The organism is Agarivorans sp. QJM3NY_30 (assembly GCF_050870855.2).
Taxonomy (GTDB): Bacteria; Pseudomonadota; Gammaproteobacteria; order Enterobacterales; family Celerinatantimonadaceae; genus Agarivorans.
The window spans coordinates 2,188,677-2,203,810 of the sequence record NZ_CP194038.2; the positions used below are offsets into that span (position 1 = coordinate 2,188,677).

Below are 15,134 nucleotides of genomic sequence, written 5' to 3' on the forward strand. Positions count from 1 at the left end.
TTTAAAAGCTTTGTTTTTATTGCGATTTCGGGGGTAGCTGTTAGTCTTCAGGCTCGTGTGGCGCAAGGGCTAGTTATGAACGAAGAATATGAAGTGTTTAATCAAGTTGATTTTTCTCACCAGGATTTGGGTGATGCCCTTTTTAAACGTTGTAAGTTTTATCAATGTGATTTTAGTCGTACAAATCTAAGGGATGCGCAGTTTGTCGATTGTATGTTTATAGAACAAGGTGCGATTGAAGGTTGCGATTTTAATTATAGTGACCTTCGTGACAGTTCTTTTAAAAACTGCCAGCTATCCATGGCTAATTTCACTGGGGCGAAATGCTTCGGCATTGAATTTAGGGGCTGTGATTTGAAGGGGGCTAATTTCATCCAAGCTAGTTTCTCAAATCAAGTGAGTCATCGCATGTACTTTTGTGCTGCGTATATCACGGGATGTAATTTATCCTATGCTAACTTGGAACGCCAATGTATAGAGAAATGTGACTTATTTGAAAATAACTGGATTGGAGCCAATCTACAAGGCGCCTCTTTCAAAGAGTCGGACTTAAGCCGAGGTTTATTTTCTGAAGATTGTTGGACCCATTTTCAGCTGCAAGGTTGTAATTTGTGTCATTCAGAATTGAATGGTTTGGACCCCAGAAAAGTCGACCTTAGTGGTGTAAAAATTTGCGCTTGGCAGCAAGAGCAGTTACTTGAGCAACTTGGGTTGATTGTTTTACCTGATTAGTTGCACTGATATAGTGACATAGTACATCACAGAATTTATCATTTGGATCCGTCACAATTCCGGTCGTCAGTTCTCATGCGTCGTTGTGACAGGAACTGTCTGCTTATCCTAAGCAGGTTTAGCTTCAACAACTTCGCTCAGAGCGCTGTGGTGAATCTCCTAAGGCGACACCCATGACGGATGAGCCGCGCCGTATTTGCGAGTCAGAGACGCGAGTTAAGCGCCTTGAAATGGAAAAAGACATTCTAAAAACGGCTTTTGTCAATGTCTTTCACCATGCGTAATTCTTTGTTTTATTAACGTCATCATTTAAGTTCATCCCGCTCAGACTCTTCCAAGGTAATACCTAGTCGTTGAGCTTCATCTCTAAATTCCTGCGGATAGCTCTTGTATGATTTTTCAAACTCATATAGATCTCTTAACGGATTAACAATACGGTCTCAAAATTAAGTGTCCGATGGCATTAGACCAGAACAGGCTTGTTTTAATCTGAATTGATCTACGGAATTTCTGAATAAATGTGTTCATTTTATCTTCAACGGTCTTGCCAGTCATTTAAGTTTCACTGGCTATTTTTGCTCTTCAACTCACAATTTAAGCCTTTGAGATGTTGAGTGAATATAGTTTTGACTATTTATTGATTTTTGGTGTAGATAATTTTATCAAATTATGATTGATTTATATGTCATTACAAACAACTATTTAAAAAGGATTGGCGATGTCTGAACAACTGAGTGAAACATGCTGTGGAATTAGCTTGCCGTTATCGAAAGGGCCATTTCAAAATAATGGCGCTTCGCCTTGGTATGCGACACTGACTCTGGGGACCGCAAAACCGGGAACCGAAATTCAGCAATTAAAATTTAGTGTTGATACTGGCAGTAACTTTGTTTGGGTGAGCTCTTCGCTATGTGTAGAGAATGAGTGTAAAGAAAATAAATGCCAACATTATGGCGGTGATTTGTTTAATTACCATAATTCAAGCTCTTTTCAGTTCATCTCTCAGCAACCACAAATGGTCGATTTTGGCCCATGGGGGGAGATGCAGGTAGAGCTGGGTGAAGATGTATTCCATTTTATCGATAACCAGCCAACACAAAGTGAGCTTTATCTATCTCGAGCATTTGTTGATAAAGATAGTCAATTTAAGGAGTTAGATTGGGATGGTGGCATCGGTATGCCAAGTTATACTATTCCGACTGACGGAAAATCGGAACACCAAGCGAAGGCTGGTCATTATGGTCTTCGAGCGGTCAATAAATTAGAACCTTCATTTCACATCATGGCTAGCCTGATAGAGCAGCAGCTAGTGGAAGCGCATATGCCGTATGTCGCCTTTGAAACGGATGGGCCAAGCGGGGAAGGAAGTGTTAGTTTGGGTCGACTCGATCGGAGTTATCAAACCAGTAGAGAGTATTTGTTTTTGCCATGGAAAGAATCTTTGATCCCAAGCGTTTCCTACTTATGGTCGACGCAGCTGGAAAGCTTTGCACTGGGTGATCAGATCTTAGCCAAGGATGCAGATTTTATACTCGATTCTGGTTCCTCTCAATATAAAGGCGATGTAGAAGTGATGAATGCGGCGCTTAAAGCCGTGGCTAAAAGTCCAGAAGAGTTAATTATTACTTTCGGTGATACGGGTGAAACGCCTAATGGTGAGCTACGCATTCCTGCCAGTACATATTTGGTGAAGATAGAGGCCGGTCAAGATGAAGGGCAAGTTCAACCTCAATTTAAGCCAATGGAAGGGATCCCTGGGCTAATCTTAACCGGGTCGGTTCTGATGGATTATCTATACACCGTTTATGAATATCGAGTCAGACATATTGCCGGCAAGGTTGCTTTGTTTCCGGTGGGGACTTGGATATTTAATAAACCTGGCGGCTTAAACATTATTCAAAACCGTCAATCTTCTCCCGCAAGAATATTTACCCAAAACAAAGAGAACTAATTTATGACTCACGCAATCGATGGAATGTGGCAAAACAGTTATGGCTCTCAGATGAGACTGAGCGTTCAAAAAGATGGTTTATTGTTGGGAGATTACAGTTCTACGACTGGTTCTTCAGGACGTTATTTAATGATTGGCTATGTGAGTGGTCATGAACCAAATCCTTCGCTGGGCCAAGGCGTCGTGCTCTCTATTTATTGGCGATCTGTGGAACGCTCTGCTCCTGACGCTAGTTGGCATTGGGTGTCAACTTATTGTGGTCAGCTTCAAGCGAATCAGCAGATGGAAGTGATTAATTCGCTGGTTGCATCAACCCAGTTTGAACAAATTATCGTTGGGGACTACATTGATAAACTTGGTTTTCATAAAGTTGAATCAAATGTTAACTTGCAACCCTTCGAGCTAAGTATTAAGGGAGAGCATCCGGATTTGATGAATGGTACTTGGAGTGATCCAAGTAACTCTCTTAGTATCCAATTGGCAGTGACAAACCCTGAGTTAGGTATTGTGAGTGGGTCAGCAAGCTTCCAGCAACAGTGCTTTCCAATTTATGGTTTTACCGATACGCATCGGGCCGATCTTGATTTACAAAGTTTATCGATTAGTGGTTTGATACCTAATGATAAGCAGCCCATCTCGATTAGTGGGACTCTCGATGTCGTGAGTCAACAGTTAAACGTGTCGGCCTGGTTAGGTAATGGCACCGCGCCAGAAGAGAGTTACTTGCAGGCGAGTATGTCTGCTTGGGTTTTAAATAAGAGCTCTAAGTAGCAAGCTATAAGCTGCAGTGTAGTAAAACTACTGCACTGCAGTTTGGCTTTAGCGCATATTTTCCTACTGATGAGGGGATTAGATAAATGTTTATTCAGAACACGAAGCTTCGATTCAAATTAAGGTTTAGTGCGATAAATATGGTTATTTTCCGCTAATTCAATCTCATTATCGTGCATGTCTTCATTGAAGATGCTCACTCTATCTCTGCCTTGTTTTTTTGAGAAATACATTGCTTCATCCGCTCTAGAAATGATCTGCTCCGAGCTATCATCTTGCACTTCTATTTGGGACAAACCAATACTCACAGTGACATGAACGGTATAGTTTTCGACGACACAAGGGCTATTTGATATTTTTCGCCTTAAGCGTTCGGCCATTTCAAGTGCTTGTTGTAGGCTGGTATTACTCAATATGATAGCGAACTCCTCACCGCCGAGCCGGCCAATATAATCCACAGTTCTTATTTCTTTAGAACAGATATCAGTGACATGCTTAATCGCTTGATCTCCTGATTTATGCCCAAGTAAATCATTGATGCTTTTGAATTTATCGATATCAAGCATTAATAAACAAGTGTCACTCTTGTAGCGTTGATAGCGATGTAATTCGCCAGCCAGTTTTTCCATGAAAGCACGGCGATTTAAAATGCCTGTTAGTTCATCTGTTTCAGATAATTTTTTTAGTTGCTCTTGCAGGTGATGCCGTAAGGTGATGTTTCTTGCTGTCCATACTACCCGTTTCAATCCATTTACGAGTGTTGGAAGTGGTTTGATGGTGCTCTCTATCCATAAGGTATCAGGAACAATAAAACTGTCAGGCAGCTTTAACATGGTCTCATTGGCAAAGTGATAGCGTACTACCAATGTTGTGTCACTTTGGATTGTTTTCTTAATATAATCCAGAAATTCAGTCGCTCTATCGTGCGAGAGCACGTCATGTAAGGTTTTACCAATATAGTCTTTAAAATCAAAACCTGTCTCGTTTTCTTCGCCTCCAAACACTTCCAAATATTCACCTGCTTCTGAAAATACGAACACATGGTCGGGTAAGGCATCTAATATTTGGTAATAGTTTTTAGATAATGAGTATTTTTCATCCATAATATGACTTATTTTCTAACTGGTTAGACATCTGTTTGATACATTATCATTAGTGATGTATTTATTCTCTATACACTGAGCTCGGTATGAATAATGCGGTTTTTTTTCAGTAAAAATGAAGCTAAATCATAGATTTTTAGACTTCAATGATCAGATCCTATCTGATGAAAAAATATTCACAAGTGTACATTTTTAAGTGAATATTTGATTAATAGTAGACCTATTTTTTATTACATGCGAAATACAGAGCTGCATATCTAGAAATAGAACAATAAAGTGAAATGAAATTTTGTCCGTTTTTTCAAATGATTACCTTGATGTGAATCGATGATGTTAGTCGTGGATGTGTGTCGTTTGCATATTTTGATACCCGCTGTTTCATCAACGGAGCCATCGCACTTGGTATAGACAATGGTATGTACCGACTAGGAGTCAGCCATTTTAATTGAAAATGATGACTTGGCGCTTAGCCGTCGCAATCAGTGAGCAGCTAAGCTTGGGAAGAGGATTATCATCAGACTTGACTTGCGAGCTTATCAAGCATTGGTTTTTAGGGCGAAAGTTTATAAGTTTTCCACGGTGAATGGCTAGCTTAATGAATGGGAATAACGCGATGAAGGTATTGATAAACGCTCGAGTTCATTAAGCTTTATTTTTACGAATATGGCTATGCTGAGTTAATTCAATCTCATGATTGCAAAGCTCATCGTGGAAAATTCTAACTTGGTCTCGGCCTTGTTTTTTGGCGTGATACATAGCTTTATCGGCTCTCGATATCAGATATTCTGAGCTATCAGCTTCGGTTTCTATTTGAGACAAGCCAATACTCACGGTGATATGAATGGTATAGTCTTCAACGACACACGGAGAACGCGCTATTTTTTGCCTTAAACGTTCAGCCATTTCAATAGCTTGTAGTAGATTGGCATTGCTGAGTAGGATCGCGAACTCTTCACCACCGAGCCGACCAATATAATCGACTTCTCGGATTTCTTTGGAGCAAATATCTGTGACATGTTTAATCACCCGATCACCGGATTGATGGCCTAGTAGATCATTGATACTTTTAAACCTGTCAATATCCAGCATCAATAAGCTGGTATTTTGCTTGTAGCGTTGGTAGCGGTGTAGTTCGATGGTCAATTTTGCCATGAAAGCGCGACGATTTAGAATGCCTGTTAGTTCATCGGTTTCAGACAACTTTTTTAGCTGTTCTTCCAGGTTATGTCGCAGAGTGATATTTCTTGCTGTCCATACGACTCGTTTTTGTCCGTCTTCGAGTAATGGTAGTGGTTTAATAATACCTTCAAACCATAGCTCGTTGGGTACAGAGATACCGTCAGGCAGCGCTAGCATATTCTCATTGGCAAAATGGTAGTGCACCACCAGTGTTTTATTGGTTGCTAGTGTTTTCTTAATATAGCCATGAAATTCTTCAGCTATATCTTGGGAGGTAACATCGTATAAACTCTTACCAATAAACGGCTTGCAATCGAAGCCGGCATCATTGTCTTCGCCACCAAAAACATCTAAGTACACTCCTGATTCCGAAAAAATAAATACATGATCCGGCAAGGCGTCCAATATCTGGTAATAGTTGCGAGATAATGAGTGTTGATCATCCATAATTCTACTCATTTTATAGCGTTTTAGTTATCCAATTTGTACATTAACATTGACATTATTATTATTCACCCTGCATTTTTCCATTCTTTGAGCAGGGGAGGTTTTATAAGATGTAGTTGTGTGATATTGAATCGAAATGCTGGCTATTTTATGGTTAATATCACTAGTTATATATATTTATTGATTGACAAGCCATCTCATGTGGTGCTCGGTTAAATGTTGAACCAAAATATATGCGAAATATTATTGATGCGGTCAATATTACTTCGCTTCATCATTAAGACCAAATTTTACTCAAGCCATCCACTAAGCTTGAGCCGCCGTTATTACCAACATATTGTAAAATAATGGGTGCAAACTGTTCTATCATACTTGCGTCTAAGCCCAATGCTGAAAAAGCACTTTTAACACTGTCCATGCTGCTAATTTTCTGGAGTAGTTGAGCGCTGAGTGAAGCGCTGTTTCCACTTGGAATAATGTCGTTCAACAAAGAGCTTTCGCTACCAGATAGCTGTTGTTGGGCAAGCGCCAGCAAGGCTGCTGTACCACCAGTAGCTTGAGTGTCACTCACGCCTAGCTGGCTAGTTAAATTGTTTAGTAGCTCACTGTTTATGGTGCTTTCTTGGTTACCGGTTAGCGCGGATGCTGAATCAAGCAGTGAACCCAAACCGGCGCTGTGTAGCTGAGGGCTCATGGTAAATAGCCAAGCGCAGACCACTAATCGCGCATATTTTATTTGCTTATTCATTATTATTCCCTCGTTAATGGCTGGATAAACAGGGTTGCTTAGCAAGAGCAACGATCATGCATTGTGCTATGAAATAGTGATATTGGGAACAATTTCACGAAATTATTGTATGGATTAACTGCAAATAAAAATGAACATTGACCAGATAAGCCATGATGCTTATTCAATATTTTGGTTTTTTTGCACTACTTTTGTTTACTAAAGCTTGGAATGGGACGGTATATATTGATTCGTTAAGCTTGCGAGAAATAGATTGGTCTGAAATGGTGGTTTGAGTGGCTGGAACTATTGCCCGCTCATGTAGAATAGTTGGAAGATTAACGTTGTCATGAACGCGGCTTACCGATTAACCGTTGACGATCCGAGTCTGTAGCGCTGAGAAGCTAGAAGTCGACCAAAACTGTTCTATTCACTTACTCTTCGGATCTTGAAAGAGGCTTTAATACGAGCAAAGCCCGTATTAAAGCCTGCGCTTACAAATTAAATTCAGATTTTATTTGCTCTAACCAACCGCTAATGCGTTCGGGGTGTAATTCACTTTGATTATCGTTATCTAAGACTAATCCGGCAAATTTGCCATTTTCTAACAGAGCTGCTGAATCGTCGAAAGTATAGCCATCAGCGGGCCATTCTCCGATTAATTCTGCACCAGTCTCGGCCATCGCGTCGTATAGCTCGCCAAGACCATCGACAAACTCGCTGGCATAGTTCACTTGATCGCCTAGCCCGTATAAAGCAACTTTAATACCGGCAAAATCAGCGTCTTCTAGCTGGGGTAAAAACTCATCCCAGCTTTCTGCTTGACAGTCAGAAGCCAAGCCTGGAAGTTGTCCTTCGCCTAGGGTTGGGGTACCTAGGATCAGCATCTTATAGCTGGTGAGGGTATCTACGTCTACTCGGTTAATATTGAGGGGTTTGTCGCATAAATCCGCTCCGAGTTGTTGCTGGATCATTTTTGCGATTTTGCGGGTTGTACCAGTATCAGTACCAAAAAAAATGCCTATATCTGCCATGGTTAACTCCTTAAAGATCAGACCAATTAGTGTTTTGCAATATTCAAACCAAACAAAAATACTTATATTACAAGGGGTTATTAATATATAGGATGAAGGTTTCCCACAATGTCACCAACACTGATGTCGTAAAGCTCACAAAGTGTTGATTTATTCGTCATCGTCATCATCATCTAGGTCTTCAGGTTGCCAAGTAATCGGTCGATAAATTTCTATTCGGTCACCTTCTACCAATTGGTTTTCTAAGGTGACAAACCTGCCAAAAATGCCTACTTTTTGTTTATCTAAAGCGATTTCTGGACATAGGTCTAAGATCCCCGATTGATGCAGCGCGTTTATTACGCTGCTGTCTTGCACTACATCAACATTGATACATAGTTGCTGGTGAGGGGTGGCATAAGCAATAGAGACTAACATCTTGGTAAGCTCCTAATTTGAGGCCGAAGGATCGACGCAGCAAGCGGCTTGAGTGGTTTGTTTTTGCGCTAAAATTCTTTGGACCTGTCGATGAATGCTAAGCAAACCGCCCAGTACCAAGAAGCCTCCAGGCGGTAAAATTACCAATAGCAAGCCGTGATAGTCGGGAATCACAGTGAGCTCAATCGCACTAAAGGCTGGGCCCAATAAAATATGGGCGTTGGCAAATAGGGTGCCGGAGCCAATAATTTCGCGGATCCCACCGAGTAATACCAAGACCCAAGTAAAGCCGATCCCCATGGCCAAACCATCCACGATGGCTGGCATTACTTTTTGTCGACTGGCGAAGGATTCGACTCGGCCTAAGATAGCGCAGTTGGTCACGATCAGCGGAATAAACAGGCCTAGCACCTTATGCAGTGGGTGAACCCAAGCGTTGAGTACCAGATCGGTGATCGTCACCAGAGTGGCAATCATTAAAATGTTAATTGGGATCCGAACTGCGCGGCTCACATAGTTTTTAATTAGTGCACTAACCGCGTTAGAACTGACCATTACCGCGAGAGTCGCTAAACCTAAACCTAAACCATTGGTGGCGCTAGAGGTTACGGCTAACAACGGACACAGGGCTAAACATTGCCCCAAAACCACGTTGTTATTCCAAAGACCGTCGGCAATAATTTGAGAATAGCGGCTCATTGTTGGCCTCCTTGCTGAGTTTGGATCTGCAAATCGAGTAGTGCTTGGTGTACGGAGTTCACCACTGCACGAGGCGTGATGGTAGCACCGGTAAATTGGTCAAATTCACCACCATCTTTTTTTACTGCCCAGGCTTTTTGGTTGGTATTGTCTAAACTTTTGCCATTAAAGCTAAGCACCCAAGGGGTTTTCTCAAATTCAATTTTGTCGCCCAGCCCAGGCGTTTCGCTGTGGCTTAATACTCGTACGCCCAAAATGGCAAGATCGGCGTCGACCCCAACTAGAAGGTCAATCGGCCCGGCATAACCATTGGCTTGAGTTTGTACCACATAACCGCTAATTTGCTGTTGCTGATTTAAAGCGGTATATAGGGTGTATTGTTGTTTGCCAATGGTAAATGTTTGTTCGGTAGATAACATCGGGTTTTGATAGAGCTGTTTTGGCATAACTAGGTCAATTGCCGCGAGTTTGTCTTCGTTGAGTCGTTCTGCGATAGCGGGGGCAGTGAAGCTATTTAAGGTTAGTAGTAAGATACTGGCGATAGCGACAGCAGCGGCCAACGAGAGCGATTGATACACGGTACTATCGATATGTTTTTCAATACTGGGAAGGGTCATGTTTAGGCTCCTTTTGATCGGCTAAAAGGCTTGGCCATACCAAATATGGTGGGACGTAAATAATGGTCGATGACTGGTGTACAGGCATTCATGATGAGTATGGCAAAGGCGACACCTTCCGGGTAGCTGCCAAAGCAGCGAATTAACCAAATTAATAAGCCGCAAGTTAAACCAAATAGCCATTGTCCGCGGGGGCTAGTGGGTGAGGTCACCATGTCGGTGGCAATAAAAAATGCGGCTAACATCGCCCCGCCACTGAATACATGTAATATTGGTGAGGCGAATTGATTTGGGTCGATGAGGTGAGCGATGCTGGCTGGAAGCACCAAGCCACAAATTAAGGCAGTTGGTATGTAGGGGCGGATCACTCCGCGCCAAATTAGAAACAAACCGCCAATGGCGATTAAAATTGCGCTGGTTTCTCCCATACTGCCCGCGTGTTGTCCTGTGAACAGCATACTCAAATCGTGTATTTGACCGAGATCGGCCAATGGGGTTGCCGCACTGCTACCGTCGATACCAGTCCATTGTGAGTTAAATATTAGGCCAGTTTCGCTTAAAGTTGGTGGGGCAATTGCGCGCCAGTCGGTGAGCTCTACTGGAAAACAAATCAATAACATGACCCGACCCAACATCGCTGGGTTAAAGGGATTATGCCCCAATCCGCCGTAAACATGCTTGCCTAAGAAAATTGCAAAGCTACAACCTAAGGCGGCGACCCACCAAGGTGTTGCCGGCGGTAGACTCATTGCCAGTAGTAGTGCGGTTAATAAAGCCGAGCCATCGAAACTGTGTTGCCAGTTTTTGTTTTGTAGCAGTAAACAGCTTAGCTCACATAACCAGGCGGTGAGGCAACAGCTCACTATCACACTAAGCGCTGGCAGGCCAAACAGCCATACGCCATAAATAGCGGCGGGACTTAGGGCCAAAATCACTAAATACATGATGTTGGTCGTTGAGGTACCGGAGTGGGTATGTGGGGCGGCAACCGGATTGTATTGGGCCATTAGCTTTCTCCTTGAGTACGGCGGGCTCTGGCTGGGCGTTTACGTTTAGATGCCTTGGCTGCTTTTTTCGCTGCGGCTTCTTTAGCCAAGCGTAACTGACGCGCTTCAGTCAACTGGCGAGCTTGATTAGATTTTTGTAGCATGCTGCGCTGCGCATTGACGTTAGATTTAGCGTGTTGAAAATATTGCACCAAGGGAATGCTGGAGGGACAAATATAGCTACAGGCACCGCATAGTAAGCAGGCGTCTAAACCAAATTGTTGAGCGCTTGCAAAATCACCATGATTACTATGAGCCGCCATTTGGAAGGGCATTAAACCCATCGGGCAAACTTTGACGCAATTTCCGCAGCGCATGCAATCTTGGCGTTCACGTTGGTTAATTTGAGAATCGCTAAGCGCTAATAGCCCCCCAATACTTTTGTCGATAGGCACGAAGGGAGAGGGCAGTACTTGGCCCATCATTGGCCCTCCGGCGATCATTCGGTTGGCTTCAACTTTTAAGCCGCCACATTCGGCTAATACCTGTGATACCAAGCTACCAATGGGAACCAGCAAATTGGTTGGGTGTTCAATGGCATCTCCCGACACTGTGAGTACTCGTTCAATTAAAGGGCGCTGAAAACGTACCGCTTGGAAAACCGCCTTAGCGGTCGCTACGTTATGCACCAATATGCCTTTGGCGGTACTCAGTTGTCCGGGGGGAATGGCCAGTCCGGTCACTGCTTTGATTAGATGGCGCTCTGATCCCATCGGGTAGAGGCTAGGAACCATCTTTATCTCCAGCTTGGGCTGTTCCGCACACGCCGATGCCATGGCCGCGATCGCATCAGGCTTGTTATCTTCGATGGCAATAATCGCTTTATTAGCCCCAATTGCTTTGAGCATCATGTTGATACCGCCAATAATCTCGGCAGCGTGTTCTTGCATCAAACGGTCATCACAGGTGAGGTAGGGTTCACACTCGCCGCCATTAATGAGCAGGGTGTGTACCTTGGCTTGTCGGGCGAGCCTGAGCTTGATGCCGCTGGGGAAACCTGCGCCGCCTAAACCGACGACGCCAGCATCTAATACGCGCTGGACAATTTGTTCCGGCTCTAGCTTTGTATAGTCAGAGGGAGGGTGAGCGTCTCCCCAACAATTGTCGCCATTATTAACTATCACCAAGGTTTGACATTTGATCCCCGCTGGATGGCTACTTAAATAGGGCTTAATTTCAAGGACTTGACCGTTTACTGGTGAATGCAGCGGTACGGTCATGTCGTTACTGCCTTTGGCGATTAATTGTCCTTTGAAAACCATGTCTCCAGCGGCAACTAAGCACTGTAACATTGAACCATTCCGCTGCTGCATGCCAAGGTAAACCCGATCAGGGCGAAAGCCTTTGGCAATGCTTTGCTGTTCAGTGAGTTCTTTAAAACCTTTGGGGTGGACGCCGCCACTAAATGGTCTGGGTTTGAATGCAAACATGCTCTCTCCTTAAGCAACTTGGGGTTTTGGCCACTGCCAGGTATTGAGTTTGACGGCGGGAGCTTGCATGGTTAAACAGCCTTGGCTACAAGCCTTTTCGCAGAGACGACAACCGGTACATACATCGCTAATCACGGTATGCATTTGTTTACTGGCTCCAACGATGGCATCAAAGGGGCAGGCTTTAAAGCAGCGGGTACAACCACTGCAGTTACTTTCATCGATATAGGCGACTAAAGGCCCACTGCCTTGTTCGGCACTTAGTTCCACACCAAGTAATGCCGCAATGCTGCTGGCTAAGCCCGCGCCCCCAGGTGGACAGCTCTGAGCCGACAAACGTCCCGCGACCATGGCTTCCGCGGCTTGTCGACATCCTGGCTCACCACATTGCCCACATTGCCCACCGGGCAGCATTGCTTCTAATTCATCAACTCTTGGGTCGCCTTCAACTTTTAAGGCTTTTGATGCCCAACCTAGCAGTCCGCCTAAACAGCCACCCACTAGCATTAGAAAAAAAATGGATAAGTAGATCATTGCTCGTCTCCTGTTATTTGACCATGCCGCTAAAACCAAGAAAGGCCATCGATAATAGTCCTGCGGTTATAAACGCGATTGGTAGGCCTGCAAATGCTGCGGGTACTTTGGCCAGCTTGATCCGCTGGCGTAATCCGGCAAATAGCACGATCACCAGACTAAACCCCAATGCCGAGCCAAAGGCATAACATAGGGTTGCTAAAAAATTCATGTTGTTTTGTACAACTAACAAAGCCACTCCCAATACGGCGCAGTTGGTGGTAATTAAAGGCAGAAAAATACCAAGCGCTTGGTATAAGTCGGGACTATTTTTTTGGATGAGTAGCTCGGTCAGTTGCACCACTGCTGCAATCACAATAATCAAGACCAGAATACGCATCACTTGCAAGCCTAGTGGTGCCAATAATAAGACTTCGATTAACCAAGCGGCGACGGCGGCTAAACACAGTACAAAGGTGGTTGCTAGCCCCATGCCTAAGGCGCTGTCGATGCGATTGGATACGCCCATGAATGGACATAAGCCAAGAAATTTACCCAGCACCACATTATTCACGACCGCGGTGCTAATAAAGATTAAGAGATATTCAGCCATTTGTTTGTTCCAAGGATCACCATGCTTAGTTAATTGCAGGTGTTGTACCAATATGGGGAGTTGAACCAAATTAGGGAGAAAATCCTTGTGGCAGAGCGGATTAGTTCGCTAGGTGGACTGATTATGGCGCTTGAATTTTGGTGTTAAAGCTAACAATTTTTACTGATAAATATCTTATTTTTGTTGTAAATCAAACAATGAATGGTTAATGGAGGCTGAATTTAGGGGCTTTGGCACATGGGAATACCCTTTGCATTGAACAAGGTTAGTCACAACAAGCAGCAATGCAAAAGGTAACAATGACGATGAGCGAACTTCAATCTAAGTTAGAGCAGGCCTTGGCCGTTGTGGGGGATGGCACAATGAGCGATGTGTCTGAGCAGTATTTGCAAGTGGTAGAGCAAGCCCCCATGGCCATATCGATTAGCGACCTAAGTGCTAACATTCTCTACGTAAACCGATATTTTACTGAAATTACCGGATATTCAGTGGAAGAGTTGGAGGGGAAAAAACATTCGGTTTTGAGTTATAAAACCACTCCCATCGAGGTCTACCAACAATTATGGGGGTGTATTTCAGCTGGAAAAAATTGGCAAGGGACCTTGATTAATCGTAAGAAGAATGGTCAGCGTTACTTAGCCGAAGTTTCAATCAAAGGGCTGTATAACCGAGCTGGGGAAATTACTCATTACGTTGGAATGCATCGTGATATTAGCCAACGGCATGATAATCAAACCAAGGTTGCCAATCAAAAAGCGATGGTGGAAGCGGTGTTAAACACGGCACCAGTTGCGATTGCCTTAATTGATGAACATCAATCCGTATTACTCGACAATCTTTCTTATAAAACTCTGGCCTCTGATTTTGGCCGAGAGCCGGTTGATATTGTGTTGCAACAATTAAAACAATCGGCGGGGGATGATGATGAAGGATTATTACACCTCGCCGAAGGGCAGCAATTTAATGTTGAGGTCGGTAGTGGAGGGCACAAACGTTGGTTTTCTTGTTGCTTATCCAGTGTGGAACTTAATGATGGCAATGTTGATGATTATTTTACGCCAACGGTGAGTCGCTTCTTAGTGCTCACACTGAGCGAATTTACTCGGGAGCGACGTCGCCAGGAACGTCAGCGGCTGATTGAATTACAACGCTCAACTGAAGAATCGGAAGCTTTGCACGTGATGCAAGAGGTATTACATGCTGCGATTCACCAGATCCAGGGGCCGATTAATATGATTGATTCGGCCTTAAATATGTTCTGTGGCGGTGCGACCCAATGCGCTCGGATTGATGCCATGCAAGCCGGTTTAAAGGCTGGGCATGCAGCGGTTGATCAATTACAGAATGCTTTACCTGAGCGCCCTCATGAGCCGATGCAGTCGGTCAATATCAACCAGTTAGTTCATGAAGTCACCGAAATGAGTAATCAGCGGCTGCTGGCTCGTAGTATCAGCATGCAACTTAGTTTAAACGGTACGCTACCCGCGTTTACCGGTCAGCCTTCGCGGATCCGAGTGGCCTTAAAGCAATTATTAGATAATGCCATCGATGCCATCGATTACGCCAAAATGCCACGTAGAGAAATTATCTGTTGCACCCAGCGAGTAGATGACGATATTGAAATCACCTTCGAAGATAGTGGCCCAGGGCTTAAAAAGGAATTACAGCTGAAGATATTTGAACCATTTTATAGCACCAAGCCCTTGTCTAGTAACAGTTGCCGTGGCGTGGGTTTAAGCATCGTTCAACAGGTGGTGAGTGAACACAATGGTACGGTGCAATATCAATCAACGTCGTTGGGTGGATGTAAAGCCAAGTTAGTGCTTCCTCTACGAGTTACAAAAAGGGCTTAATC

Annotated in this window: 15 protein-coding genes; 4 read left to right on the top strand and 11 right to left on the bottom strand. The window is 43.8% G+C overall.

Annotated features, from left to right (window positions below; genetic code table 11):
- Positions 1-75 precede the first annotated feature (75 nt).
- The 3 genes from ACRRSX_RS10020 (at position 76) to ACRRSX_RS10030 (ending at position 3,454) form a co-directional block, all read left to right on the top strand.
- Positions 76-732: a Qnr family pentapeptide repeat protein gene (locus ACRRSX_RS10020; RefSeq protein ID WP_432453349.1), complete on the top strand. Its 657-nt coding sequence runs from the start codon at positions 76-78 to the stop codon at positions 730-732.
- 718 nt (positions 733-1,450) lie between these two features.
- Entirely contained in the window at positions 1,451-2,683 is a 1,233-nt protein-coding gene (locus ACRRSX_RS10025) for a pepsin-like aspartic protease (protein WP_432453348.1), read from the top strand.
- Positions 2,684-2,686: 3 nt separating this feature from the next.
- Positions 2,687-3,454, top strand: a complete 768-nt coding sequence (locus ACRRSX_RS10030) for an avidin/streptavidin family protein (protein WP_432453347.1) — start codon at positions 2,687-2,689, stop codon at positions 3,452-3,454.
- A 119-nt stretch (positions 3,455-3,573) separates the two neighbouring features.
- On the opposite strand, the gene ACRRSX_RS10035 is transcribed toward ACRRSX_RS10030, so the two are convergent.
- From ACRRSX_RS10035 to rsxA, 11 genes are all read right to left on the bottom strand, one after another.
- Positions 3,574-4,557, bottom strand: coding sequence for a diguanylate cyclase (locus ACRRSX_RS10035; RefSeq protein WP_432453346.1), 984 nt, complete (start codon positions 4,555-4,557; stop codon positions 3,574-3,576).
- Positions 4,558-5,199: 642 nt separating this feature from the next.
- The gene (locus tag ACRRSX_RS10040; protein ID WP_432453345.1) at positions 5,200-6,183 is read right to left on the bottom strand and encodes a diguanylate cyclase; all 984 of its coding nucleotides are present in this window, start codon (positions 6,181-6,183) and stop codon (positions 5,200-5,202) included.
- A 277-nt stretch (positions 6,184-6,460) separates the two neighbouring features.
- Positions 6,461-6,931, bottom strand: a complete 471-nt coding sequence (locus tag ACRRSX_RS10045; protein WP_432453344.1) for a DUF2780 domain-containing protein — start codon at positions 6,929-6,931, stop codon at positions 6,461-6,463.
- A 473-nt stretch (positions 6,932-7,404) separates the two neighbouring features.
- Positions 7,405-7,944, bottom strand: a complete 540-nt coding sequence (locus ACRRSX_RS10050; RefSeq protein WP_432453343.1) for a flavodoxin — start codon at positions 7,942-7,944, stop codon at positions 7,405-7,407.
- A 150-nt stretch (positions 7,945-8,094) separates the two neighbouring features.
- The gene (locus ACRRSX_RS10055) at positions 8,095-8,361 is read right to left on the bottom strand and encodes an RnfH family protein (protein ID WP_432453342.1); all 267 of its coding nucleotides are present in this window, start codon (positions 8,359-8,361) and stop codon (positions 8,095-8,097) included.
- Positions 8,362-8,373: 12 nt separating this feature from the next.
- A complete protein-coding gene (locus ACRRSX_RS10060) occupies positions 8,374-9,060 on the bottom strand; it encodes an electron transport complex subunit E (protein ID WP_432453341.1) in 687 nt (228 codons plus the stop codon).
- Positions 9,057-9,677, bottom strand: coding sequence for an electron transport complex subunit RsxG (gene rsxG, locus ACRRSX_RS10065; RefSeq protein WP_432453340.1), 621 nt, complete (start codon positions 9,675-9,677; stop codon positions 9,057-9,059). The genes ACRRSX_RS10060 and rsxG overlap by 4 nt, the downstream gene beginning before the upstream one ends.
- Positions 9,678-9,679: 2 nt before the next feature.
- Entirely contained in the window at positions 9,680-10,684 is a 1,005-nt protein-coding gene (locus ACRRSX_RS10070) for an RnfABCDGE type electron transport complex subunit D (RefSeq protein WP_432453339.1), read from the bottom strand.
- On the bottom strand, positions 10,684-12,153 hold the full coding sequence (gene rsxC / locus ACRRSX_RS10075) for an electron transport complex subunit RsxC (RefSeq protein ID WP_432453338.1): 1,470 nt from the start codon (positions 12,151-12,153) through the stop codon (positions 10,684-10,686). Before rsxC ends, ACRRSX_RS10070 begins: the two co-directional genes overlap by 1 nt.
- A gap of 9 nt (positions 12,154-12,162) precedes the next feature.
- Positions 12,163-12,687 (bottom strand): RnfABCDGE type electron transport complex subunit B, encoded by a 525-nt coding sequence (locus ACRRSX_RS10080; RefSeq protein WP_432453337.1) that lies wholly within the window; start codon positions 12,685-12,687, stop codon positions 12,163-12,165.
- Positions 12,688-12,700: 13 nt separating this feature from the next.
- Positions 12,701-13,279, bottom strand: coding sequence for an electron transport complex subunit RsxA (gene rsxA / locus ACRRSX_RS10085; RefSeq protein WP_432453336.1), 579 nt, complete (start codon positions 13,277-13,279; stop codon positions 12,701-12,703).
- A gap of 305 nt (positions 13,280-13,584) precedes the next feature.
- Between rsxA and nifL the strand changes: the two genes are divergently transcribed.
- On the top strand, positions 13,585-15,132 hold the full coding sequence (gene nifL, locus ACRRSX_RS10090; RefSeq protein ID WP_432453335.1) for a nitrogen fixation negative regulator NifL: 1,548 nt from the start codon (positions 13,585-13,587) through the stop codon (positions 15,130-15,132).
- The last annotated feature ends 2 nt before the right edge of the window (positions 15,133-15,134 follow it).